21 protein-coding genes and 1 pseudogene are annotated in these 25,123 nt (G+C 41.5%); 11 read left to right on the top strand and 11 right to left on the bottom strand.

What is annotated here, in order from left to right; translation table 11 throughout:
• Positions 1–14 precede the first annotated feature (14 nt).
• Complete coding sequence (locus tag ACEW80_RS08530; protein WP_373526175.1) at positions 15–191, top strand: hypothetical protein; 177 nt, start codon at positions 15–17, stop codon at positions 189–191.
• A gap of 37 nt (positions 192–228) precedes the next feature.
• Here ACEW80_RS08530 and ACEW80_RS08525 read toward each other — a convergent pair whose 3' ends face one another.
• The 3 genes from ACEW80_RS08525 to ACEW80_RS08515 all read right to left on the bottom strand — a co-directional run bounded on the left by ACEW80_RS08525 (position 229) and on the right by ACEW80_RS08515 (position 4,075).
• The gene (locus ACEW80_RS08525; RefSeq protein WP_373526174.1) at positions 229–921 is read right to left on the bottom strand and encodes a LapA family protein; all 693 of its coding nucleotides are present in this window, start codon (positions 919–921) and stop codon (positions 229–231) included.
• Positions 922–1,082: 161 nt separating this feature from the next.
• Positions 1,083–1,703 (bottom strand): flavin prenyltransferase UbiX, encoded by a 621-nt coding sequence (locus tag ACEW80_RS08520; RefSeq protein WP_373526173.1) that lies wholly within the window; start codon positions 1,701–1,703, stop codon positions 1,083–1,085.
• 17 nt (positions 1,704–1,720) lie between these two features.
• Positions 1,721–4,075 (bottom strand): ribonuclease R family protein, encoded by a 2,355-nt coding sequence (locus ACEW80_RS08515; RefSeq protein WP_373526172.1) that lies wholly within the window; start codon positions 4,073–4,075, stop codon positions 1,721–1,723.
• Between the two features lie 954 nt (positions 4,076–5,029).
• On the opposite strand from ACEW80_RS08515, the gene ACEW80_RS08510 reads away from it, so the two are divergent.
• Entirely contained in the window at positions 5,030–5,932 is a 903-nt protein-coding gene (locus ACEW80_RS08510; protein ID WP_373526171.1) for a hypothetical protein, read from the top strand.
• Positions 5,933–6,147: 215 nt separating this feature from the next.
• On the opposite strand, the gene clpP is transcribed toward ACEW80_RS08510, so the two are convergent.
• On the bottom strand, positions 6,148–6,759 hold the full coding sequence (gene clpP / locus ACEW80_RS08505) for an ATP-dependent Clp endopeptidase proteolytic subunit ClpP (RefSeq protein WP_373526170.1): 612 nt from the start codon (positions 6,757–6,759) through the stop codon (positions 6,148–6,150).
• A 772-nt stretch (positions 6,760–7,531) separates the two neighbouring features.
• On the opposite strand from clpP, the gene ACEW80_RS08500 reads away from it, so the two are divergent.
• From ACEW80_RS08500 to ACEW80_RS08480, 5 genes are all read left to right on the top strand, one after another.
• Positions 7,532–8,308, top strand: a complete 777-nt coding sequence (locus ACEW80_RS08500) for an RNA polymerase sigma factor SigF (protein ID WP_373526169.1) — start codon at positions 7,532–7,534, stop codon at positions 8,306–8,308.
• A gap of 165 nt (positions 8,309–8,473) precedes the next feature.
• Entirely contained in the window at positions 8,474–9,379 is a 906-nt protein-coding gene (locus ACEW80_RS08495) for a hypothetical protein (protein WP_373526168.1), read from the top strand.
• 19 nt (positions 9,380–9,398) lie between these two features.
• Positions 9,399–9,650: a hypothetical protein gene (locus ACEW80_RS08490; RefSeq protein WP_373526167.1), complete on the top strand. Its 252-nt coding sequence runs from the start codon at positions 9,399–9,401 to the stop codon at positions 9,648–9,650.
• Between the two features lie 524 nt (positions 9,651–10,174).
• Positions 10,175–11,458: a serine hydroxymethyltransferase gene (gene glyA / locus ACEW80_RS08485; protein WP_373526166.1), complete on the top strand. Its 1,284-nt coding sequence runs from the start codon at positions 10,175–10,177 to the stop codon at positions 11,456–11,458.
• Between the two features lie 102 nt (positions 11,459–11,560).
• Complete coding sequence (locus ACEW80_RS08480; RefSeq protein ID WP_373526201.1) at positions 11,561–12,811, top strand: competence/damage-inducible protein A; 1,251 nt, start codon at positions 11,561–11,563, stop codon at positions 12,809–12,811.
• A gap of 514 nt (positions 12,812–13,325) precedes the next feature.
• On the opposite strand, the gene ACEW80_RS08475 is transcribed toward ACEW80_RS08480, so the two are convergent.
• Positions 13,326–14,414 (bottom strand): Rieske 2Fe-2S domain-containing protein, encoded by a 1,089-nt coding sequence (locus ACEW80_RS08475; RefSeq protein WP_373526165.1) that lies wholly within the window; start codon positions 14,412–14,414, stop codon positions 13,326–13,328.
• Positions 14,415–14,932: 518 nt separating this feature from the next.
• Between ACEW80_RS08475 and ACEW80_RS08470 the strand changes: the two genes are divergently transcribed.
• The gene (locus ACEW80_RS08470; protein ID WP_373526164.1) at positions 14,933–15,352 is read left to right on the top strand and encodes a heavy metal-responsive transcriptional regulator; all 420 of its coding nucleotides are present in this window, start codon (positions 14,933–14,935) and stop codon (positions 15,350–15,352) included.
• A gap of 18 nt (positions 15,353–15,370) precedes the next feature.
• On the opposite strand, the gene ACEW80_RS08465 is transcribed toward ACEW80_RS08470, so the two are convergent.
• From ACEW80_RS08465 to ACEW80_RS08455, 3 genes are read right to left on the bottom strand one after another with little or no spacing between them, the layout of a single operon-like run.
• Positions 15,371–15,583: a hypothetical protein gene (locus ACEW80_RS08465; protein ID WP_373526163.1), complete on the bottom strand. Its 213-nt coding sequence runs from the start codon at positions 15,581–15,583 to the stop codon at positions 15,371–15,373.
• A gap of 34 nt (positions 15,584–15,617) precedes the next feature.
• Positions 15,618–17,954, bottom strand: a complete 2,337-nt coding sequence (locus ACEW80_RS08460) for a heavy metal translocating P-type ATPase (protein ID WP_373526162.1) — start codon at positions 17,952–17,954, stop codon at positions 15,618–15,620.
• Between the two features lie 38 nt (positions 17,955–17,992).
• The gene (locus tag ACEW80_RS08455; RefSeq protein ID WP_373526161.1) at positions 17,993–18,187 is read right to left on the bottom strand and encodes a heavy-metal-associated domain-containing protein; all 195 of its coding nucleotides are present in this window, start codon (positions 18,185–18,187) and stop codon (positions 17,993–17,995) included.
• Between the two features lie 472 nt (positions 18,188–18,659).
• Between ACEW80_RS08455 and ACEW80_RS08450 the strand changes: the two are divergent.
• The 3 genes and pseudogenes from ACEW80_RS08450 to ACEW80_RS08440 form a co-directional block, all read left to right on the top strand.
• Positions 18,660–19,403, top strand: a pseudogene (locus ACEW80_RS08450) (RtcB family protein); the annotation flags it as partial.
• Positions 19,404–19,567: 164 nt separating this feature from the next.
• Complete coding sequence (locus tag ACEW80_RS08445) at positions 19,568–20,905, top strand: AAA family ATPase (RefSeq protein WP_373526160.1); 1,338 nt, start codon at positions 19,568–19,570, stop codon at positions 20,903–20,905.
• A gap of 7 nt (positions 20,906–20,912) precedes the next feature.
• A complete protein-coding gene (locus ACEW80_RS08440) occupies positions 20,913–21,803 on the top strand; it encodes a hypothetical protein (RefSeq protein ID WP_373526159.1) in 891 nt (296 codons plus the stop codon).
• On the opposite strand, the gene ACEW80_RS08435 is transcribed toward ACEW80_RS08440, so the two are convergent.
• The 3 genes from ACEW80_RS08435 to ACEW80_RS08425 all read right to left on the bottom strand — a co-directional run bounded on the left by ACEW80_RS08435 (position 21,780) and on the right by ACEW80_RS08425 (position 24,544).
• Positions 21,780–21,941: a hypothetical protein gene (locus tag ACEW80_RS08435; RefSeq protein WP_373526158.1), complete on the bottom strand. Its 162-nt coding sequence runs from the start codon at positions 21,939–21,941 to the stop codon at positions 21,780–21,782. The two genes, ACEW80_RS08440 and ACEW80_RS08435, sit on opposite strands and share 24 nt — an antisense overlap.
• A 107-nt stretch (positions 21,942–22,048) precedes the next feature.
• Positions 22,049–23,173, bottom strand: coding sequence for a response regulator (locus ACEW80_RS08430; protein WP_373526157.1), 1,125 nt, complete (start codon positions 23,171–23,173; stop codon positions 22,049–22,051).
• Between the two features lie 36 nt (positions 23,174–23,209).
• Entirely contained in the window at positions 23,210–24,544 is a 1,335-nt protein-coding gene (locus ACEW80_RS08425; RefSeq protein WP_373526156.1) for a hybrid sensor histidine kinase/response regulator, read from the bottom strand.
• Positions 24,545–25,123: the final 579 nt, after the last annotated feature.

Raw genomic sequence — 25,123 nt, 5'->3', positions numbered from 1 at the left:
ATAAGGCGTCAACTATGACTCGAATTCGTGACGTTGTACAAAAAGCTTTAGCAAGTGGCTATTTGACCGTGGAAGCTGAAAATGAATTAAGACAACTGTTGACTACCCGTTATGAATTGGAAGATTTTAATGCTTTTATGATTTTACAAGAAGCTGCCATGACTGGTAAAGTCAAGCAAGAGTCCCGATAGCGGTGTGGTATAAAGTAGAGAAGTAGCAGGCTACATCTTACCGACGAGGACGTTTATCATCATCCTCAAGATCATCATCAAAAAATTCCCAATCATCATCTGCTTGATTGGTAGTCGGTGGTTGATAAGGGGGAATGATTACCCGATAATCAGCATCGTAAATTGATTCAGTTTTTCCCGCAGCCGTATTTTTGGGCTCACGGTAGCTGTAGGAGTAAACTGAACCAGATGCAGAACTGCTTTTCACTTCTGATTGACGTTCGTAAGTTTTAGAGTCTCTAGGCTGTTGAGTTTGAGGATTAGGGGTAGGCGCTTCCTGTGAATCTTCATCAAAGTTCCAATCATCATCTCTACTGCCATTTGTCTCCCAATCATCAAATACATCACTAGTAGGCTCTTCTTTTTTACTAGCTGGTGGTGGAGAACTGGTAGGGCGAGATGTAGGTTCTTCTCTACGGGTTGCCTTCGCACGAGGTGGAGTTGCTGTTGTTCTGTCAGGAGTTTGGCGTTTTCCTGCGGCAAAATAATTAGATAAGTTGAACAAGGTAGCAATCAATATAGATGTGAAAGCACCAATAACAGTACTGAACAAAATCCACATCGCTAGCGGTAATGATTGAGTCCGCACGCCCAAAAATACTAGCGATAAGGCAGGTGACCAATTTTGAACTAACAACAGCGTTAGTCCTCCTAGTACCACCACCAATAGAATTAAGCGAATTCCAGCCATAAAAAAGGCAATAATAAAAAGTTATCCAGTGAAAGTAAAAGGCAAAAGTAAAAAGTTATACCAATTGTAGAAATGATTGCAACAGATGAATCGCCAAAAAGCGATTATTGCTAAATCTTTCACAATATTAAACAGTATTAACCTATCTTTCTTTTAGCTTTTTACTTCCTTCCTTGCCACCGTTGAATTGGAATGCAGTCAATATCTAGTTGATCTAAAGCCCGGGCAACTACAAAATCAACTAAATCCTCAATGGTTTGGGGATTGTGATACCAGGCGGGAATAGCGGGAACAATTCTGATTCCAACTTCTGCTAAAGAAGTTAAGTTACGTAGGTGAATCAGGCTAAAAGGCGTTTCACGGGGGACAATGACCAGCTTTCGCCCTTCTTTAATTTGGACATCCGCTGCTCGTTCTAGTAAATCGGAACTCAAACCAACTGCTAGCTTTGCCACTGTACTCATGCTGCATGGAATGATCATCATCCCCAGAGTTGCAAAGGAACCACTGGCAATCCCGGCTCCAACATCACTCCAAGGATGGCAGCGTAGTTTACCCAAAAGCGTAACTCCAGCTTGCTCCCGCCAGAATTGTTCTTGTTGAGTTGGTTCTGATGGCATCCGAATTTCCTGTTCGGACTGCCAAACCATGTAAGTTGATTTAGAGGCAACCAATTCAATACTATATTCCGCTTCTAGCAAAAATTTGATCGCGCGAACAGCGTAAATCAAACCAGACGCGCCCGATACGCCTAAAATTAGAGGCTTAGTGTTATTTGACACGCAAGTTTTAGTTGGTTTTACTCATCCTCAGTGTAAGGGTCTAGGTCATCAGGCTCAATGTCATTTCGTAAGTAAATGTCTGAAAGGTCGTCATTGGCACCACTACCAGTTAAACCTTTGGGTACACCATCGCTGCCGACTGTTACCAAATCAATTTGCTGACGGTAATAATCGACACTTTTAACTTGGACAGCGACGCGATCGCCTAGTCTATAGGAAGCGCGATTTTTGCGACCAAATAGTGCTTGTTGTCTGGCACGATATTCATACCAATCGTCTTTGAGAGAACTGACGTGTACCAATCCTTCTACCCTCAAAGGCACACCAGGATTACTGCTGGATTCTACTTCAGCAGATGGGACTTCAATTTCCACAAAGAAACCGTAGGATTGAACACCAGTAATTACACCTTGAAATACCTGACCGATGCGTTGCTTCATCAGTTGGGCTTTTTGCAGTCCGGCTAAATCGGCCTCGGCTTCTTGGACTTCTTTTTCTCGGTCGTTGATTTGGACAATTACCCTAGTCAAATCGCTTTGGAGTTCTTGTTGCAATTCTGGGGGTAAAACGTTCCAGTTAATTTCCTCATGGCTGGAGGAGTGGCGCAGGTTAACCCGCTCTCTCACACGGGTATTGCGGCGATCGCGTCCGTTTTCGAGTAGCGTGTAATACACCCTCTGCATGAGCAAATCTGCGTAACGCCGCAAGGGAGCGCTAAAGTGGGTATATTGCGGTAGTGCCAGACCAAAGTGAGATCCTTTGGTGGTACTGTACGCAGACGGCTTAAGCGTATCTTGTAATAAGTAGGTAAGAACTTGCTCTGAGGGAGATTCGGCAAAAGCTGTGGTCAAGTGTTGATAATCTAAAGGTTGGATATCAACTTCTGGATCTAATGTTAAGTCAACGCCTAAATTGACTGCCAATTTCAGCATTTCCTGAACATCTTCGACATCGGGTGTGCCTTGGACTCGCCAAATGGCGGGAACACCAAGGGCATTTAAGTGAGTTGCGATTAGTTGATTAACTAGCAGCATTAACCCAGTGAGTAGCGATCGCACCGCTAAATCATTTACCACCACAGTACCGAGAATACCCTCATCATAATAAGCGTTTTGACTGGGCGGCAGATTCAACTGAAGGCTACCACGAGTCAACCTTACCTGTTTCACGGCTGTTTGCAAGGCTTGGAGGTTTTGCAGTATTTGAGAAACCTGTGGGGATTGATCCTGAGATTGACCTGTAAGAATTGCCTGGGCAAGTTCAGTGCTCAGTGCAGTTTCTACGTTGATTACACTGGATTGAATTTCCCACTCCAACACTTGTCCAGATTGGGGATCAATTGTAATTAAAAAAGAGATGGTTAAGCGATCGCTCCCAGGTACTAAAGAACAGCGTTCTGTCAAAGTCTCTGGCAACATTGGCAGCACTAATTCTCCCAAATATACCGATTTACCACGTTTGAGTGCTTCTCTATCTAGAGGTTCGTCAGGCAGAACATAGTGAGAAACATCGGTGATATGAACACCCAAAAGCCAATTTCCGGCTAGGTTTTTTTCTAAACTAAAAGCGTTTTCTATAACTTTGTCATTGCCATTTACCCCTTCAATCGTAAAGGTAAATAAATTACGTAAATCCAGCCGATTTTTTAGGTCTGCTTTGAGTAGCTTTTTGGGCAACTTGGCAGCTGCTTCTAGCACATTATCTGGGAAAGTGCGGGAAAGATCGTGCTTGCATGTTACCAAATCTATATCAGCAGCAGCTTCGGCATCACTGCCGAGGATTTGCACCACTCGACCCAGGGGGGGATATTGTGCCAACGGGTAACGTAAGACTTCCACATGAACAAGATGATCGATCGCTTCTTCCAATTTCGCACCGTTAGGTTGGATGTTGAGTTCAAATAGCAATCGATCATCTAAAGGCACAGCCCGGAAACCAGTTTCCACCTGCTTAATTCGTGCCAGTAACGTGTGGTTGGAACGTTCTAAAATCAGCTTCACCTCTCCTTCAGGAGAGCGACGGCGACTGCCTTCTTTGAGAACTCTGACCAAAACGCGATCGCCATTCCAAGCATTACTCAGATGACTTTCACGGATGTAAATATCCTCAGATCCTTCCACATCTTGAATAGCAAAGCAAAAACCTTTACTAGAACAACGGAGTTTTGCCTCGATTATTCCCTCTTCTGAGACACGGCGGTACTTGCCCCGTTCTTTCACCAAAAGACCGATTTTTTCAAGAACATCTAAGGCAATGTGAAGTTTTTGTAAACTTTTTTCATCTTCACAGCCAAGTTTCTTTTCCAAAACCTTGCGAGCGACCAATTTATCATCAGTGAAATTGGCAAGAAGTGTAGCGATTGAAAATTCCATGCAGTGAACCGACCTTTGGTCAAAACATCATTTTTTGTTTAATCTGGTTCTTTCCTGTATGCCCTCACGGCTTACAGAAACAAGCTGGAAACGAATTGCCCAGAGGCAAGGCTTCCTAAGTTTCAAGGAAAAGAAGCCGACCCAGCCTTGCAGGAAACTGCTCCCGTTCGCGCAGCGTCTCCCTTGGTGCAGCGTCCCGCTCTTAAGGATTCCGAGCAAAGGAGGCTGAACCACGGACAACTCTGGGCGTCTACGAACTTCTCACTGCACAATGTTCTCAGAGTTCGCTTGCGTTCAAGTCCCTTCAACATAACCAAACTTAAGATTGCACGCCTGATTAAGATTTAGCCCCACTAGGTAATTACGCGACGGGTTTTTGAGAAGTTGGGTTTAGAGAACTCTCCATGCTGCCCAAAAGCGCTTATGCAGGGAAGCCACTGCGGTCTTCTCGCAAGTGGGGCAAGTGGCGTGGAAACTAGAGGTGTTTGATTGTCTAGATTGAAGGTAATCTTACGCCATTAGACTCTGATTTTTAACTACGAGGAACTGCTGGTAAACCCAATTTTCCCATCTGTAGAATCGGTAACAATTAGGTGAGCAGCTTAATAAGCAGTGAGGGCGAACCATATCTTCATTATTGTAGATTTAGAGCGCACTTCCAGAAAATAGTTCTAAACATCCAGTTGGGTAATCAGTATAGCATTACAGACAAGACTACCCAGTAAGTTGGCACTAGCTAAAAATTTCTTCAAAAAAGAGCTACTGCTACAATTAAGACACACGACAAAGCAAGAATATCACTTTGATTGCCCAGAGCGCAGAATTATATCAGATCATCGCTTGGCATCTTGGGTATCGAGTGGATGTAAATTAAAGTAAGGGCAGCTTACTTAGCTTGAGCATACAGGCAGTATCGATCCCGTTATTCAAAAGATTTAGATTGGTAGCAGTATTATGTTGGCTCAATTCCAGAGCTTGTATCCCAACGGCAGTCTTATTTCGGAATTAGTGCAAATTTTTCAAGGAAAATATATTGTCCGGGCAAGCGTACAAATTGAAGGTGTAACCCGTGCTACGGGTATGGCAGCGGCAGAAACAGTAGAAGCAGCAGAAGACCAAGCCAGAACCAGGGCGCTGATAGTTTTGGGTATTACAAATGCACCACCAGAATCAGTGGCATTGACCTCAAATCCAATTACCCCGGCATCGCTAAACCCTTCCTTAAATACTAAAAGTGGATTAAATGAATCTGCTTATTCCTCTGTAGAAGATGAGGATTTTGTGAGTAGTCAGTGGTCAGTAGTCAGCGAGAAAGAAATATCTATACCGCCTTCCAAAATACGAAACATCAAACCAGAAGTAGCAAACAATGATCTAAACGCGCCAACGGCTGCCAGCATAATACAACTGACAACTGAGACGCAAAGCACAAGCGATGCCAATAGCCAGGATTTAGATCAACATCCTCCTGTGATTGCTAACCGGGAGCTAGAATTTGATCCTCCAGTTGAAAACTTGGAAATGATGTTTGGTAGCCAGATGGAAAATCAAACCTTTCCAGGAATTTCTACCAATAATGTCACACCATTTACACCTCGCAGTTATAGCCCTCAAGAAGATGTTGGCATCCCATCAGCGACAGGAAAGAGAAAGAAGAAAGCTGAACCTGTGGATTTATCGGATGTAATTGCTAAAACAGATGTCGAGCTTCAGCGCTTAGGCTGGACACCAGAACAGGGGCGGGAGCATCTGATTAAAACCTACGGTAAGCGAGGCCGCACTTTGCTAACCGAAGAAGAATTGCACGGATTCCTCAAATATCTTCAATCTGAGCCAGACCCATTAGCGGGATTTTAATTTGTCATTTGTCCTTTGTCATTTTTCCAAAAATAACCCCTCTTCATAAGTAAAGAGGGGTTATTTTTGGGGCTTAAGGGAATTAAAAGTCAATACGCTTGGGTTAATTGTTGGGTTGAGGAACGAAACCCAACAAATGCAGGTTAAGGTTTTTATGGCTAACACCAAGCATATTAAATTAAAAGTGGTAAATCACCATTTGGCAATCGTGACTATTAACTAACAACAGCAACTGCTGGACGGCTACCAGCAGCGTGACGGTCAATCACATCATCAATCAAACCATATTCCCTAGCTTCCTCTGGCGACATGAAGAAGTCACGTTCAGTATCTTCAGCAATACGCTCAATTGGTTGACCAGTATGTTCAGCTAAATAGTCGTTTAGCCGCCGCTTGTGGTACAAAATTTCCCGCGCCTGAATTTCAATATCAGTCGCTTGTCCTTGAGCGCCACCTAGAGGTTGATGAATCATAATCCGAGAATGGGGTAGACTCATCCGCTTACCCTTAGCACCAGCACTAAGGAGGAAAGCGCCCATACTTGCCGCCAATCCGGTACAAATGGTACAGACATCAGGGCGAATGTGTTTCATGGTGTCAAAAATGCCCATGCCAGCCGTCACCGAACCACCGGGAGAATTGATATACATATAAATATCTTTCTCCGGGTCTTCAGCATCCAAATACAGTAGTTGAGCAACAATCAAGTTAGCGATGTTGTTGTCAACCTGTTGTCCCAAAAAGATGATGCGCTCACGCAACAGCCGTGAGTAGATGTCAAAGGCGCGTTCACCTCGACCCGATTGTTCAATAACGATAGGAATCATGAAAGCGTTTTTGTGGCTACTTTAAATACATTTTATCGATGACAGCACGAAACTGGAGCTAATCTCTCCTGTTTCCAGGTAGATACAAGTAAATCTTTCCCATTCTGCCTTATCCAACAAGGGATAGGACTTACGCAAACAATAGCCGAAAAGAGTGATTTTCAGCTAAGGGCAATTCATGAATTGCCCCAGAGGCATTGGTGACAAACCTTAAAAGGGGGTTAGAGAGGATCAACTCTTAACCTAAGTGTATTGGGCTATAAACTTCACTACAACAAGAGGCATCTCGCCTTTTTTTTATTGGATTGCGTAAATATACATACTAATTTTTAATTTCTGTCAGGAGTTTTTAAATATTATATGAATATTGTTTAAGTTAACACGTAATTTTACTGTAAATCAAACTTTTCTTTATCTAACAAAATTCCAACTACTGTTGTTTTGTTTCTCTACGTTAACTTCACTATTAATTAATTAAGTTAAGTACAATCTCGGTTTGATATTTAGTGATTAATTTTATATTTTATTTCTATTGTAGTTATAAAAATAGCTACAGGTTATTCCAAAGATAAATAACCAAATAAATATCGGTTTCGCCCACTTAAATTTTGCTCTAATGTCAACCTACCTACGGTTTTTTATGAGAAAAACTTGTTATCTACCATAGGATTTGCTTGGACATATAGCGCGATATTGTCTTTGATCTCGTGCGATCGCAGCTTAGTTTAAACGCGAGTTCTTGATTGTTTATTTACTCAATAAACATAGTGCAATGCCTACCACAGTCACCGATGAATTAAAACACGAAATTTGGCAGTTGTTGCGAAAATATCAGCAATCTCCGTCAGAAAATGTTCGTAATCAACTGGTAAAACTCAATTTTGGACTTGTAAGAAAAGAAGCTCACTACTGGACGAATCAGTGTCATGAAACCTATGATGATTTGCTTCAGGTTGGATGTTTGGGTTTAATCAGGGCTATTGAAAAATTTGAACTTTCCAAGGGACACGCCTTCAGTTCCTATGCTCTTCCCTATATCCGGGGTGAAATTCAACACTATCTCCGAGATAAAGGCGTCACCGTGCGAATTCCTCGGAAGTGGTTAGCACTACAACAGCAAGCAATAGGAGTTTCACGCTCTTGGCGTGAAAAACATAATCGCCAACCAAACGACTCGGAATTGGCAGCAGCACTGGAAATTTCTGTAAACGAATGGCAAGAAATTAAATTGGCATGGGTTAATCGCGCTCCCTTGAGTCTCGATGTGCCAATTCAAGATGGAGAAGAAGGTTCTACCTGCTTAGGAGAATTGGTTCCAGATCCTCACTATCGCAGCTTTCAACTGGTACAAGAAGACCAACTTCGCTTACAACAAGCATTGGTTCAACTAGAACAACGCACCCGTGATGTGTTGGAATGTGTGTTTTTGCAAGATTTGACCCAAAAACAAGTTGCAGAACATCTGGGCATCAGTGTAGTAACGGTTTCCCGTAGAGTCAAGAAAGGTCTGGGTTTAATGAAACAGCTTATGGGTGTGGCAGAAGATTGACTCCAAACAAACACCAATCCGCAGTTATGCTGGGTAGGCAGTGCTAAAAATAACCCTTAAAATTCAAAAAATTAGGTTATAAATGGAACAGACTTGCCTTTGATACAAATTTTTGGCACGTTGATTTCCACTTTTCAATTCTCCAATGGCTTTTGAGAACGGCTCATGGGCAGAAATTTAACAATTACAATTGCAGCTATTTTAACCTTGGCGATCGCTGGATGTGCTTCTGAAGATACACCACAAGCCATCAATCCTGTGCCGATTCCCAAAATAGCAGTAAAGTCGCCACCAGCGGCTCAATCCTTTAACAATCCAGTCATACCTGCCAAAGAGGTTTCACAAGTTATTCCTGCATCTGTTAACTTGATTCAATCGACTAATGCTACAGAGCGGGCGCGATTAATTGAAGTATCAAAAAATCGAAGTGACCCCTTTGCACAAGTTTTCGGGCAGACGGTTCCCGGAATGCCCAATACATCTGGAAGACCTGTTCCTGTTTTGCCTAAGTTACCAACTGCATCACTAGCAGGACGAAAACTTCCAACACGCAGCATAGCTTCAGTTCCCACGTTGCCTAAGCCACCAACTGCATCACTAGCAGGAAGAAAACTTTCAACACGCAGCGTAGCTTCAAATCCAAAGAAAAATAACGTTTCTTCTGTACCAAAAAAACTCAATCCTAGATTGGCTTCAGTCTTGCCGAAGGTTTTGCCTCAAATTGTCCCCAATCCTACTTTAGTGTCTGTATTGCCACCGATAGCACAACCTGAGTTAGCAAGAGCGGTTGTTGTAACTGGTGTAGTTCTAATTAGTAAGGAACCACCACAGGCAATTGTTAAAGTACCGGATGAGCCATCGAGTCGCTATGTGCAGGCGGGACAGCGATTGGCCAATGGCATATTGGTTAAACGCATTGAAATGAATCAGGGCTACAACCCTATCGTGATTCTGGAACAATATGGTATTGAAGTTGCCAAAATGGTAGGGGAAGGGTCTGTCAACTCAACGCCATCAGCAGCATCTGCTGGCAATCCTATTTCAGTGACAACGCCCCCCCCAATCCTTTAAATGTCGGAGCTTCATAAAGATGGAGACTAAAGAACAAATTGAATTTGCTGGTTTGCCTTTAGCTGTCTATAGAGAGATAGCAGCGCATTTACGTCAAGTCGAAGGGGTGGAAGTGGATTTAATTCCCCAGTCATCCCAACAGTTTGATTACAATCAAAGTCAAATTGGTGGCTTGACGCTCTCATGGAGGCCAAACTCTGGTTCAGAAAGTCGGCAACGAGTTAACCAGATTTTGGCTTACTATCAAAATCGCTATACGAATCCTATTTAATTTGTGAAAATTGAAAGCTTCAGATACCCGGCTTCTCTAAGAAGTCGGGTATCTTGCAATACGGTTCGGTTAGTGAGACTTTGCCCCGGAAGATCCCCCTTAAAAAGGGGGAAATAGAGCTATTCTTAGCCCCCACTTTTTAAGGGGGGTTTGGGGGATCAAGTCTTATCCGAACCGTATTGGGGTATCTTGTTGTTCATTAGCTGAATCAAAAGACCCTAACGCTATATTACTCACTAGGTAGATTATCGGGATCGATGCCCAGCGATGTCTAACGACAAGCCGCTAATTGTAGGCTAAAGGCGCTAGGAGAAAAATTTGGAGAAAAGCAACGTTATGATAATAAATGCCTTAAATAGAACTTGCGTCTAATAATAAATAAGTTGGCACAAACAAACCTCAATAGTACGGAGATGATTAATCGCCTCTGTACAGCAGTCAAAAACCATTGCTCTTGACTATTATTTAGGTGCTGTATCCAACCAAAATCAGCCGTTGTCCAAATTTCCTTAAGGATAATTGAAGTGACTAGGACTAATTCAGATTTTCTTAGCTCTAGTGATCCAGCGATCGCAGAGTTAATCAACGACGAACTACAGCGTCAACGTGACCATTTGGAATTGATTGCTAGTGAAAACTTTACCTCTGCCGCTGTACTGGCGGCTCAAGGTTCGGTACTGACAAATAAATATGCCGAGGGATTACCTAGTAAACGCTACTATGGCGGTTGTGAAGTAATCGACAAAATTGAGCAACTAGCGATCAACCGCGCTAAACAGATATTTGGTGCTGCTCATGCGAATGTGCAACCACATTCTGGTGCACAAGCCAATTTTGCTGTGTTCCTGACGCTGCTGGAACCAGGGGACAAAATTATGGGGATGGATTTATCTCATGGTGGACATCTTACCCACGGTTCACCTGTAAATTTCTCAGGTAAGTGGTTTCAAGTTAGCCATTACGGTGTCAGCCAACAAACAGAACAACTTGACTACGACCAAATTCGGCAGCTGGCGCTAAGGGAGCGTCCGAAGCTGCTGATTTGTGGTTATTCGGCTTATTCTCGGATAATTGACTTTGAAAAGTTCCGCAGCATTGCTGATGAAATCGGCGCTTACTTACTTGGCGATATTGCCCACATTGCAGGTCTGGTTGCTTGTGGTCTTCATCCTGATCCCATTCCTCATTGTCATGTAGTAACAACAACTACACATAAGACTTTACGCGGTCCTAGAGGTGGTTTAATTTTGACCAGCGATGCAGAACTAGGTAAAAAGCTAGATAAATCTGTTTTTCCTGGTAGTCAAGGCGGGCCATTGGAACACGTCATTGCTGGTAAGGCAGTAGCTTTTGGAGAAGCTTTAAAGCCTGAGTTTAAAACCTATTCTGCTCAAGTGATTGAAAATGCTCGAACTTTGGCAGAACAATTGCAAAATCGGGGTTTAAAGATTGTGTCTGATGGCACTGATAACCACTTAATGCTGGTGGATTTACGTTCTATTGGGATGACGGGTAAACAGGCGGATCAGCTAGTCAGTACTGTGAATGTTACTGCGAACAAAAATACTGTTCCCTTTGATCCGCAATCGCCATTTGTTACCAGTGGACTGAGATTAGGTTCGCCAGCAATGACTACACGGGGCTTGGGAGTAGCAGAATTTACCGAGATTGGAAATATTATTAGCGATCGCCTGCTTTCTCCAGACTCGGAGATAGTAACCCAAGATTGTCGGCGACGGGTAGCAGCATTGTGCGATCGCTTCCCCTTATACCCTCACCTGGAAATTCCTGTACCAGCTCTAGCATAATTGGGCATGGGGCATTGGGCATTGGGCATTGGTTATTCTCCCTTGTCTCCTTGTCCCCCCCCACTCCCTACTCCCCACTCCCCACTCCCCTTACCCAATCCAATGAGTGCAGAAATTATTTGTGTTGGTACTGAACTGCTGCTAGGAGATATCCTTAACGGCAATGCTCAATTTTTGGCGCAACAATTAGCGCAGCTAGGTATTCCCCACTATTATCAAACAGTGGTCGGCGATAATCCAGAACGGTTGAAGCAAGTTATAGAAATTGCTATTTCGAGAGCGCAAATTCTTATTTTCACTGGTGGACTCGGCCCGACACCAGATGACCTCACCTGCGAAGCGATCGCCGATTTTTTTAAAGTCCCCTTGGTAGAACATCCAGAAATCATCAAAGACATAACCCAGAAATTCGCCCAACGTGGTCGCGTTATGTCACCAAGTAACCGCAAGCAAGCTTTGATTCCCCAAGGTGCAGAAATTCTACCCAACCCGACTGGAACAGCACCCGGTATTATTTGGCAACCCCGTCCTGAAATCACTATTTTTACCTTTCCCGGTGTTCCCAGTGAAATGCACCCGATGTGGGAAGAAACAGCCGTGCCATTTCTCAAAAGTCAAGGTTGGGGTAAAGAAATTATTTACAGCCGGAGTTTAAAGTTTTGGGGTATTGGTGAATCGGCTTTAGCGGAAAAGGTTGCTTCCTATTTAAACTTGGCAAATCCCACAGTAGCCCCTTATGCAGGTAAGGGGGAAGTAAGATTGCGAGTTTCTGCTAAAGCAATTTCAGAAACAGCAGCAGAAGCTTTAATTGCACCCATTGAGAAACAAATTAAAGAAATTGCCGGACTAGATTTTTACGGTATTAATAATGATACCCCTGCTTCCGTGGTCGGTCAGTTGTTGCGTGCATTAAAAGAAACGCTTTCTGTGGCAGAATCTTGCACTGGTGGCGGTTTAGGGCAAATGTTAACTGAGATTTCTGGGAGTTCTGATTACTTCTGGGGTGGCGTAATTTCTTATGACAATTCGGTGAAGGTTGGGCTTCTGGGGGTTAACCAGGAAGATTTAGATAAATTTGGGGCGGTAAGTGCTACCGTTGCAGAGCAAATGGCAATTGGAGTCAAAACGCGCCTTGCAACAACTTGGGGATTGAGTATCACTGGTATTGCTGGCCCAACTGGAGGGACAGATACTAAGCGGGTGGGTTTAGTTTACATTGGTTTGGCTGGGCCAAAAGATGAAGTGGCAAGTTTTGAGTATCAGTTTGGTGCAGAGCGAGGTCGAGCTTTAATTCGTCATGTGAGTGCGAATGCAGCGTTGGATAATTTGCGGCGGAAGTTGTTGACTAGGTAGGGAAGGGTGTGATGCCTAGTTTGGGCTGCACCTACGCATTTTTGTGTAGAGGTTGCGATGTGTGACGACAAGCCGCTTCTCTACGAGACGCTCCGCGAATGCGTCTACGCACTTTTAGTTTGGCGAAGATAGGGTATAAAAATGTTGAAAAGCGTGAATATTTAGTAAGTGTACAGTTATTTAGCGCATGGAAATCAGGATTTCCTAACCCAGAAAACAAGGAAAATAGAGATATCAAGTTAATTGGTGTTTGTTTATACGATTTCAAATTTTTGTAGTCGTTATACTCATGACTTAGGTTCTACCTGGGAATTAGGAAGTGGCTTTGCCACTTCTTTTTATTAATATGGTAGCCTAGTAAAAAATAAATTAAAAGTTAAAAGTAATTTCGTTAAACTTTTAACTTTTATTGAGTTATTACAATAATTTGCAACTAAAAAAAGTAAAACGCTTCATCTCAAAGCCAAATATAAAGCTTTTTTTACTCCTGACTCCTGAATTCTGACTCCTGATGTTAGTCATTACTCATTGTATCTCGCCATCTCTCACGCTTGAGCTTGCTCTCTACATCGTGCGATCGCGCTTCTTGCCAAGTTCCCCACATTAGGGATTGCTGTTTTTCAACATAGTTAATAAACTGCATGATTGACTGATCTGCTTTGATGGGAGTTTTCAAATCAAACTGAATTGTTTGGACAATTTTAATGTCACCCATGAGGAAGTACTTACCTGCAATTTTAGTTAGCCATAGCACAATTCGATTGTATAACCAACCAAAAATTCCTTTACGTTTCTTAGTCATAAATAGGATTTGACCTTCAGTTTTTCCCTCTTCGTGAAGGCGAACTGCAACCATCATGTGAACATGGAAGAAGTCGGGGCCAACTGTCACAATCCCAATGCTACCGTACCAATAGCAAATACTGTAAGTTATGATATTTTTGTAGAAAAGACGGATGAGCTTAATGAAAAAGTAATTGTCTTTGATAGGTGTAGTGTTAGTGAAGATAATAGCATTTTCGTTCAGTTCCTGTCTTTCAAAAATAATTTCTATTGGCAGTTTGTGAACTGTATTGAGGTGTTGAGCATCAATAGCATTAATCATCACCACATTGGGGTGACAGTTCATCACGAAATTAGAATGAATGGCGATATCACACTCTTTTTGTTCCAACTCTGGAACAAAAGGTAAAGGTTGTTGTGGTATTTCTCCAGTCCAAACCCAAATCATTCCGTACTTCTCAGCAGTAGGCCAAGTTTGTAACTTTAAGGGAAGTGGCGTATCTAAACATGGGATATCAATACACATTCCTTCTGCATCAAACTTCCAGTGGTGGAAAAAACAACGTAGTGCATTACCCTCAACTTTGCCTTCTGCAAGGTGAGCGCCCATGTGTGGACAGTAGGCATCAAAGGTAACTACTCTTTTATCTTTACCACGGTAAATTACTAATTCTCTGCCCAAAATCGTGACAGATTTTACTTCACCTACCCGCAGATTTTGAGATGGTATTACCCAATACCATCCCTCAATAAAACGCTCTGGATTATTGAAAGTTTTAGGTTTACGGGTTGAGCTAAAAGTCTGCGAGTTGAGATTCATTTGGATGTTTTCACTTGAAGTGAAGCAGTTAATCTACAAGTAACATGGAAACTCAAGAAAAACAGTTACTTTCAGTACTAGGACAAGCAATGACCCAACAAAGTGATAAAATCCCAAATAAAAATCTTGAATAAATACTGTTAAAAATGTTAAAATTTTGCTAATTATATAGAAACTTATATAATCTGGTATCCAGTAATAATAGATATTTGAACAATAAAAACTTAGTGAAATCTCTAATTAAATAAAGATTCAAGCTACTGATGCCAATGTTTTGCTATAGCGCTACTCATTCAAATCAGGCACAAGGTAGGGTAGGACAAGTAGCTGTATTACCCTACGAATTGCTGTATTCACCAACGACTTAATAATGTGTAAAATGTGTATAGCGGTTCTCAGTTGAGTGAGGTACAAGAACCCCACCCCCACCCCCCTCCCCGCAAGCGAAGAGGGGGCTATGATGTACCTCATGTGATTAGGAAACGCTATAATAATCACAAAACTTGGTAAAATCTACCGTGTTAACTCAGGATAAAAAACTACTTTTAATTGGTCAAGTAACAGATTTAAGCGGAGTCCCCATCAGGACAATTCGTTATTACGAAACTTTAGGTTTAATTAGATCATCAAGACGAACAGAGGGAGGATTTCGCCAGTTTTCATTGGATGTTCTGACTCGTCTAGCGTTCATTAAAAGGGCGCAAAATCTTGGTCTTAGCTTGGAAGAGATTGGAGATATTCTTCAGGTCTATAATCAAGGACAAGCTCCCTGTGGTGAAATCAAAGAAAAGCTCGAAGATAAGGTCTTGCATATTGATCGCCAAATTGATCAGTTGTTAACCTTACGCTCTGAAATAGAGGGCTTACTTTCAGGCTGGAAGAATATCGGCGACCATCATGAAGATACAATTTGTCCGATCATTCAAAATATCAGTTAGTGCTGAGTCCTGATAAATTTAAGATTCAGGACCTTTATAGAGAAGAAACCACCATAATTCTAATCCAATTAAGCCTGAACCTGCGATCGCAACACCAATTTTTAAGCCCAAAGGTTGCTCAATATACTGAAATTGGCCAGTTTGCTCTGACGAGTGGGCTGGCATTTCTGCTAATGCTACGCCTGATGTTCCAGTGAAAAGTACTAAACCAACTAGGTTTCCCCAAAGCATTTTTTTGCTAAATATTTGCTAAATTTACCTGCAATTATGAGATAGCTTTTGGTTGAAAGTTACGCAATCTTAGGGCATTGCTAACAACAGAAACCGAAGAAAGAGCCATCGCTGCTCCGGCGATAATTGGATTGAGGAACCAACCAAATACGGGAAATAGTATTCCAGCCGCAATGGGAATACCAATGACGTTATAAATAAAGGCAAAGAAGAGATTTTGCCTAATATTATTGATGGTAGCGCGACTAAGTTGAATTGCTGTAACAATTCCTTGCAAATCTCCAGAAATTAAGGTGATATCGCTAGCAGCGATCGCTACATCTGTTCCCGTACCAATAGCAATCCCCACATCAGCCTGGGCTAGGGCTGGTGCATCATTAATGCCATCACCTACCATTGCAACAACTGAGTGCTGAGTTTTGAGTGCTGAGTCTTGAGTGAAGATTGAGAATTTATGAGAATTCTCTCCCTTTGCTCCTTTACTCTTTTGCTCTCCTTGCAGGGATTGGATAATTGCAGCCTTTTGATCTGGTCGCACATCGGCAAATACTCGTTTTATGCCAACTTCTAGAGCGATCGCATCAGCAGTTTGACGATTGTCTCCGGTCAACATTACTACTTCTAAACCCAACTTCTGTAATGCTTTCACCACTGCTGTAGATGAAGGTTTCAAGGCATCGGCAATACCCATTATTCCTTGTATTTCTCCATCTACAGCCATCAAAATAACTGTTTTACCTGCGGCTTCCCATGTATCTTTATACTGCTGAAGACTCATGGTGTTAATTCCAAGTTCGGTTAACCAGCGTTGTGTACCAATTTGCACAAGCTGATTTAAAACAACTCCTTGGACACCACTACCTGCATTAGCCTGAAAGTTCTTTACCTCTGTTAAACTCACCTCTTGAGACTGAGCGTATTTCACAACTGCTGACGCTAAAGGATGCTCAGAATTGTGTTCCACCGTTGCTGCTAACTGTAAAAGCTGGAGTTCGTTACCATTCGCTGTGCCGTTGACAGTTACAAAGTCTGTAACTGTAGGTTTCCCCTGAGTTAAAGTGCCAGTTTTATCTAGGACGATGGTTTTGATTTTGTGTGCTAATTCTAAGCTGTCCGCGCCTTTAATCAAGATGCCATTTTCTGCACCTTTACCAGTTCCTACCATTACAGATGTGGGGGTAGCTAAACCCAAAGCACAAGGACAAGCGATAATCAGTACACCTACCATTGTCGTTGTTGCTAGGGTAAGGTTGCCTGTGAAATTAAACCAAATGACAAAAGTGGCGATCGCGATCGCAATCACAGCTGGTACAAACCATCCTGTTACCTGATCTGCCAAGCGCTGAATTGGTGCTTTAGAACCTTGGGCTTGTTGGACTAATTTGACGATTTGAGCCAAAAACGTATCATTTCCGACTCGTGTCACCCGAAACTGAAATGCACCTGCACCGTTAATCGTTGCCCCAATCACCTCATCTCCCGGCTGCTTTTTGACTGGCAAACTTTCACCCGTCACCATCGCTTCATCTATTGTCGAAGCGCCTGTAATCACTTCGCCATCTACCGGAATCTTTTCACCAGGACGCACTAAAATCACATCGTTGATTCTGACTTTGGCGATGGGAATATCAATTTCCTCACCATCACGGATGACTCTGGCATCTCTAGCTTGCAGTCCAATGAGTTTGCGGATGGCTTCAGAAGTTTGTCCTATAGCGCGATTTTCTAACAACCGCCCCAGCAAAATTAAGGTAATGACGATCGCGGCAACTTCATAATAAACATGAGGTATCAAGCCCTGATCAATAAAAAAATTCGGGAAAACAGTGACAAACAAAGAATATAGATACGCTGCACTTGTACCCAAAGCAATCAGCGTGTCCATCGTCGCCGTATGGCGCTTCAGGCTTTTCCAGCCATTTCGGTAAAAAGATCCACCACACCAGAACACGACGGGTGTTGTCAGCACTAACTGTACCCAAGGATTTTGCAGAAATCCAGGAATTAAAGGCAAGTTCAGCCCAGTCATCATGGGGAACGATCCTAAAAATAGGAAAATGCTGATTACACCTCCCACCGCTACCTTGAGAGAGAGTTGGCGTTGTAATGCTCGCCTACTTGCTTTCTCGGTATCATCTTCTTCAGAGAGTATTTCTTCTGCGAGTGAGTCGGAAGAGTATCCCGCAGATGCGATCGCACCTTGGATTTTCTCTAAATTGGCTAGAGAGCGATCGTATTTGATGGTGGCTTGCTCGGCTCCAAAGTTAACGTTGCAGTCAATTACCCCAGATACAGAGCGAATTGCCTTTTCGATGTTAGTGGCGCAAGCAGCGCAACTCATGCCTCGAAGTTTGAGTGTGATGTTATCCATAACTAGATGAACCTCTTGGTGTGGCAGGATCTTAAACATTAGGCAACTGGATAGCCAGCAGCAGCCAACGCTTCCTTAATTGCTGTTTCTGATGCTTGAGTTTCTACACTGACCAGCTTAGTTGTTGGATCAGCTTGAATGGTAGCATTGGCATCGACTGCCTGAAGTGCTTTGGTGATGGTGCTTGCACAAACAGAACAAGACATATTGGGAACTGTGAGTTGGAGAGTCATAAGATTTACGGGATAAAGTGGAAAACCTAGCTGGATCACTAGGGACATCGGTAAACAGCGAGAAATTTCTGATTTCTAGCTGAAGAATCGCCTTGAATTTATCCTAGACTCTCTACTCGGCTGGAGAGTCTAGAGATTTTTAAAAGTTTTTCCCTAAACTTCAAACTTCTTGACAATTTTAGTTTGACTGAGTAACCGTTGCCCATCAAAAATACAACGTACTACAAAACACTTGTCATCCGATGAAAGTGTGTGTTATTAAGGCTATATAACCACATTAGTCAGAATTAACCTGTTGTTTTCCCCACAGTTCTGGGAAAACAACTCTCCGCACCACTTGAGACGCGGCTGCTGAACCCAAGTCTCCTCATTTCTTTACAACAAGGAGTCTTTTTTAAGGCTCTATTTGGAGTTTTCATGCAGCCAAAAAATCTCAAACGTCTCCTGCGTGCTTTAGAGCGGCGGCAACCATTTTGTAGAAGTGCAACGGGTTGATAAAGTCGAAAATCGCCCACTTGCCCACGCCTGGGGAGTGCGCGAGGGACAACTAGCTTTTATGATTCACTCTGGTTCTCGAAATGTGGATAAGTATATTGGGGGAATGTGGCGAGATAAAGCTAAGGCGACTTGGCAAAAAGGTCTGAAGTACCCTGATTCTCAGATTTTTCCTCTCTCTACCCATTCTCACCCCGAACTAGTTGCGAGTTACCTGCAAGCAGAGGCTACTGCTGCTAACTATGCCTTTGTCAATCGCCTGCTGTTAGCGGAACTGCTGCGTCTGCGTTTGCGGGAAGTGTACAAAGATGTAGAAGCACCTCTAGTTTATGACTTGCCCCATAACATCACCTTGCCAGAAGGTCAGGGATGGGTAGGCGCTTGTCCCGCCCATTTGGGGCAACCAGTGATTATCCCTGGTTCAATGGGTGCTTATTCTTATCTGATGGTAGGTAGAGGCAATCCAGCATTTTGTAATTCTGCCTCACATGGGGCAGGAAGAATTCATTCTCGGTTTGACCTTAACCGCAGAGGTGCATCTCAAAGTGAGGCGGAATTGGGATTAACCAGGGTAGACTGCATCACCCTGCGTCAAGAACGCCGAATTGAAGAAGCACCCGCCGCCTACAAACCGATTCAGTCTGTGATTAATGTCCAGGTTGAGGCAGAAATGGTTGATGTTGTAGCCCGATTGAGTCCGGTGTTGACGTTTAAGGCGTAATCGATGTGAATTAGTCAAAGTCAATTAGTTATTGCAGTTAGATTTATCTAAATGCAGTTCAAGGGTTTTTTGCCACCTGACTGAACGATAAAGTGTAATTAGGGGAGTAAAAGAAATTTCAGCTTTTACAACCCTATCTCTTCAAATAAGGAACAGCAATTATTATGCAGATGCTCGATATAAACACAGCTAGCCTTCCCCTATCAGTAATTCGCATTGAAGTAGAACGGCTCTTTGGTAAATATACATACACTTTGCTTAAAAAAGATAATAATCCTCACATAGATTCTTCACTAATGATCCTTTATGGTGACAATGGTTCAGGTAAGACAACTATCCTCAAACTTTTATTTCACCTTCTATCAACAGGTCACCAACGGGGCCATCTTACTTTTTTAGCAAAGACTCCTTTTTCCAAGTTTTCCGTTTTTTTGGCTGATGGAATAAGCATTATTGCTAGCAGAAAAAATGATAATTTAATTGGCTCATTTAAACTTCAACTATTACAACAAAATCATGTAGTTTTTGATATTGAAATTCCAGCCGATACTGATAATTATGTGAAAAAAATACAAGATGAATTCTATAGAAATTTTATAAAAATACGATTGAGCCTATTTTTTTTGGGTGATAATAGAGTTTTAGATAGCGATATATTTGATGGAGAAGAAGTTAAACATGAACAAAGATTCAAGCAATTTTTATTATCAAGAATGGGAAATGTATTAGAAGAAAAGTCTAGTTTAAATAGAGAATTGACGCTGAGGATATCTATTCAGAGAACTGAAGAATGGATTCGTGACCAAGCATTGAGAGGAGCTAATCAAGGAGAAGCGAATGTTCATAATATCTACGAAGAAATTATTACAAGAATTCTTCAGACTTCAGGAACTTTAGTAGAAGAAGAATTATCACAATCACCTGAAAGGCTAATTAGCGAACTAAAAGCTCATGAGGATCGCAGTAAAGATTTTTCTAGTTTTGGGTTAATGTCACCATTAGATACTCAAAAAATTGTTAATGTACTCAAATCTAATACTAAAACAGATTCTTCAATTATATCAAGAGTGTTAAAACCTTATTTAGATAGTGTAACAGCACGTTTTGATGCTCTCCAGGATACACAAAATTTATTGACCATTTTTGAAACGACAATCAATAAGTTATTTTTTCGTGATAAATATATAAAGTTGCATGTCAGAGACGGACTAAAAATATTTACTGAAGAAGGAAAAGAATTATCTCCAGAAACGCTTTCTTCGGGAGAAAAACAACTCTTACTACTTTTTTGTAATACTCTGACGGCGAGAGATAAAGCAACAATTTTTATTATTGATGAGCCAGAAATATCACTAAATATAAAATGGCAGCGTCAACTTATTCATGTCTTGCTTGAACTGACAAAAGGAAGCCAAGTTCAATTTATATTAGCTACTCATTCAATTGAATTACTTTCTCAGTACAACCACAATGTCGTTAAGCTTGTGAAGATGGAGAAATAATTGAGAAATGGAGAAGGAAATACGACGCACCCTTGACGAACTTGTAACTAGATATGAACTTGAGCCTGAACTGTGTGATATATATGTTGAAGGTAAGACAGATAAGCTATTGATAGAATGGTTTTTAGACCAGAAAGAACATCAAGGTTTTGCTGTTTATGAAATTGATACAGTTGAAATTCCTGCCCAATTACTATTTGAACTAGGATTAAAAGACAATATCCGAAGTCGTGTTATTGCTCTTGCCCTATATATACAAGATAAACTATCAGAAAATACTCTGTATCTTATATGTATTGCAGATAAGGATTTTGATAGGCTATTTGGCAAAGAGTATCAGTGTGATTTACTATTATTTACTGATTATTCATGTCTGGAGATGTACATATTTAACAAGGTTGTTTTAGATAAATATCTGCGTTTAGGACTACGTTTGTCTCAGCCCGAAGCTGGGGAAATACTTAATCAAGTTTCTAAAGTATTAGAGGATTTATTCTTAATTAGGGCTACAAATGAAGCGCTTGAATTAAATATGACATGGCTAAAAAAATTTGGTGACTGCTGTAAATTGAATAAAAATAATAATCAGATTCAGTTTGATTTAAAAACTTTCATTACTAAATATTTAAATAGCAATGGTAATCGCTCACAGGAATCGAGATTCATAACTAAACTCGAAGAATTACGTGCAAAAGAACTGATAGAAATACGATATAAAATTCATGGACATGATTTTACTGAGCTTTTGTGTTGGTACATCAGACCCTATCTTAGGGAAGAAATCAGGAATTCTTACAATTCGGAGATTCTTGCAGGAAGCTTATTAGGATGTATTGATGCTGAAAAGTTAGCTCAAGAAGGTCTATTTCAGAACTTACTTGCTCGTATTGGCAGATAATTCAGACGAGCGAGATTGCTTTCGCGCTTCCATGTCAAGAACGCGATCGCCTTTGGCGGGGCGTAGCCCATCGCGGCACTCTGCACCTAAATGAAAAGCCCCTGGTGTTGACCAGGGGTATCCATCTTTATTCCTCATATTAGAATCGCATCTGTGAAGCTATAGTAAATCCGTAATAATGCAGTAACCGCATAATATTGATGATGATTTTGCAATCAGATGGCTTTTAGCTTTAGCTATTTGCACTAGGTGTTCTTAGGTAATTGCACTGTAAACAGACTACCTTTACCTATTTCAGAAGCAACCTGGATAGTTCCTGCGTGCCCTTCTACAATCCGATGGGATAAATGTAGTCCTAAGCCACTACCGGAGCGTTTATGTCTACCTTGGCGAAAGCGCTCGAAAATTGTTGCCTGATCTTCAGGCGCAATCCCATAGCCTGTATCTTGTACCTCAATTGTTACCGAATCTGGATTTCCTGGATTAGGTGATGTTTCAAAAATGCGGATTGTTATGCCTCCTATATCTGTAAATTTGATGGCATTTGCAATCAAATTGTTCAACACCCGCCGTAGTTCCAAGCGATCGCCCATAATAATCCCAGCGTTTTTACTCAGTGGGTCTAATTCACTGGTGTCTATTTTCAGAGTTAATCCTCTTTCACTTGTTAGAGGACTTAGTTCACTCACTACTTCTTGGGATATCTCACGTAAATCGCATACTTCCCAATTTAACGTTTTTTTACCTGCCTCGAAGCGATAAACTTCTAACAGAGTTTTCACCATTTCCATCAAATTTTGGTTGCTGCGAATCATGACTGCGATCGCCTCTTTCATTTCCGGCGGAATTTTGCAGAATGTTTCCATCTCGAACAAATTCAACATCCGATCGGCGGCTACTAGGGGAGTTCGCAAATCATGAGTCAAACGGGAAACAAAGTCTTCCCGTTGGCGGGCCATTTTTTGTTGTTCGTCCAAACTATGCTTGAGACGCAAGAGCGATCGCACTCTTGCCAAAAGTTCATCAGTATCAAATGGTTTATGAATAAAATCGTCAGCCCCAGCATCTAAACCTTCGACAACGCTAGATTGGTGAAAGGCAGTAATCAGTAAAATTGGAATATAGCTGATCGCAGGGTTCTTCCGAATGCGACGTGTGACTTCATAACCATCTATCCCCGGCATCATCACATCTAATAAAATCAAATCGGGTGGAGATTGTTCAATTTGTTGCAAAGCCTTGATTCCATCTGAAGCCAAATCAATTTCATACCCCTCACTATCTAAAATTGCTTGAACCAAAATGAGATTATCTTGAGTATCATCAACTGCGAGGATACGATAAATTTTATTATTTTCAACTACAGACATGATTTATCAACTTTTATCAATTTTTTTGGAAGTAATTTATAGTTTAAATTTAGGATATCCTATCTGTGCTTTACTAAATTGAGAACATGAATGATGCGGATTTTTGGCAGAACGAAAAACCTCGTTGCTATCTAACTGGGAAGCTGGAGTATCGGCTGCTACGGTCGTTAGTTTTACTTGACGCGGCAATTCAATTCTAAACATTGAGCCGAGCCCCAATTTGCTCTCAAGAAAAATTTTACCACCCATGATTCGCACCAGCGAATCTATAATTGCCAAACCCAAACCTGTACCTGGATATTTGCGAGTGATACTTTGATCGACTTGCCGAAATGCTTCAAAAATATGTTTGAAATCTTTCGGCGCTATGCCAATACCTGTATCCCGAACAATAATTGCGACTCGATTTGCAGGTAGTTCTTTAACCTCAACCAAAATCTCGCCAGAGTCGGTGAATTTAATGGCGTTGGAAATTAGGTTAATTAAAATCTGTTTGACACGAACTGGATCATTAAAAACCAAAGTATTTTGCAAGTTCGTTTGCATTAACAATGATAGATTTTTAGCATCAGCTAGGGAACGTATTTCATCTACGACGAGATTTATTACCTTTGATACATCAAATATTTCCCCCTTTAAGTCTAATTGTCCTGCCTCTAGCTTGGAAAAGTCGAGAACTTCATTCAGCAGCATCAGCAAATGCTTCCCATTATTCAAGATGCGCTCAACCATATCTGCTTGCCCATGCGTTAATTTACCGCACTTAGGACGCAACAGTATTTGCGAAAAACCAATAATCGCATTCATTGGCGTTCTGAATTCGTGGGTCATAGTTGCCAAAAAATGCGATTTTACCTGTGATGCCTCCAATAGCTTCAAGTTTTGCTTTTGAATCTGTTGCTGTTGTCTCTCCAATTCTTGGTTCTTACTAATGAGTTGTTCATGACTTTCTCTGATCTGCTGGATTGCCAAAGCTGCCTGCATTTGAGCACGATAAATCCGAATCGCATTCCGCAAAACCTGTGCCAACGTTTCTGGGGATATCCTAGACTTAGAAAGATAATCTGTAGCACCAGCTTCGATCAATTGGATAGCTAGTTGTTCATCTTCTTGATTAGTTAGGACTACTAAAGGAACTTTAATTTCCGAAGAATGTAGTTGTTGAATCAAGGTTAGTACATCCTGGTCTAGTAAGCGATAGTCCAGGAAAACACAATCATAGGAACTATTCTTTAAGGTAGAAAACAGATCATTGCTATCATCTACTTCAGACAGTTGCATTTGAACACCTGCTTTAGTTAGGGCATAACGGATTGTCATCCGGTCTACTTCGTCAGTGCCTACAACCAAAATTTTTAGCGTCTCTTCCATCGGTTTTTATTTTCGCCGCCAAACATAGGTTGATATGTAACATTTCTCTTTTCAGATTATCCAACTAAAGAATATAATATTTTCGGATATCTAAAATCTGTAACTTGGTTTACTAAGACGTTTTGCATAATATCCAATACTACTGAATACTACATCACCTTTACCAAATTTGCGAATGTTAAAAGCTTCAGGATATATCTAGCTAAATGTCAGATCTAAGCTTCTACTTGGTTTTGCTTTTGATTTGAGTTCGTGATCACAACTACAGGAGTTACTCTCAATTGCGAATTAAAACATAAATCAATGCCGCGCATTTTTAGCATATTCAAATCACCCAAAACCAAGGGTCGCTCGGCGGTAATTTAAAAGGATGACGATGATTGCCGCATAACATTGTTAGTATCTCTAGCCATTAGCAATTAACAAACTGAAAACGATTGATTTGAAGACAGCAGACAGAGCCAATATAATTAAAAAAAAATAAAAAACTCTATTAAGCTTAGATCAATTGTAAGTGAGTGAGTAAGCGAGCGTCGTCAGCCATTGGTGAGAGTTGCAGACTATTATCGTGTGCCATAA

The organism is Nostoc sp. (genome assembly GCF_041747015.1).
In the GTDB taxonomy this organism is placed as follows: Bacteria; Cyanobacteriota; Cyanobacteriia; order Cyanobacteriales; family Nostocaceae; genus Nostoc.
The sequence above is the reverse complement of the archived record's forward strand: the minus strand, read 5'-3'. Positions and strand labels throughout refer to the sequence as shown.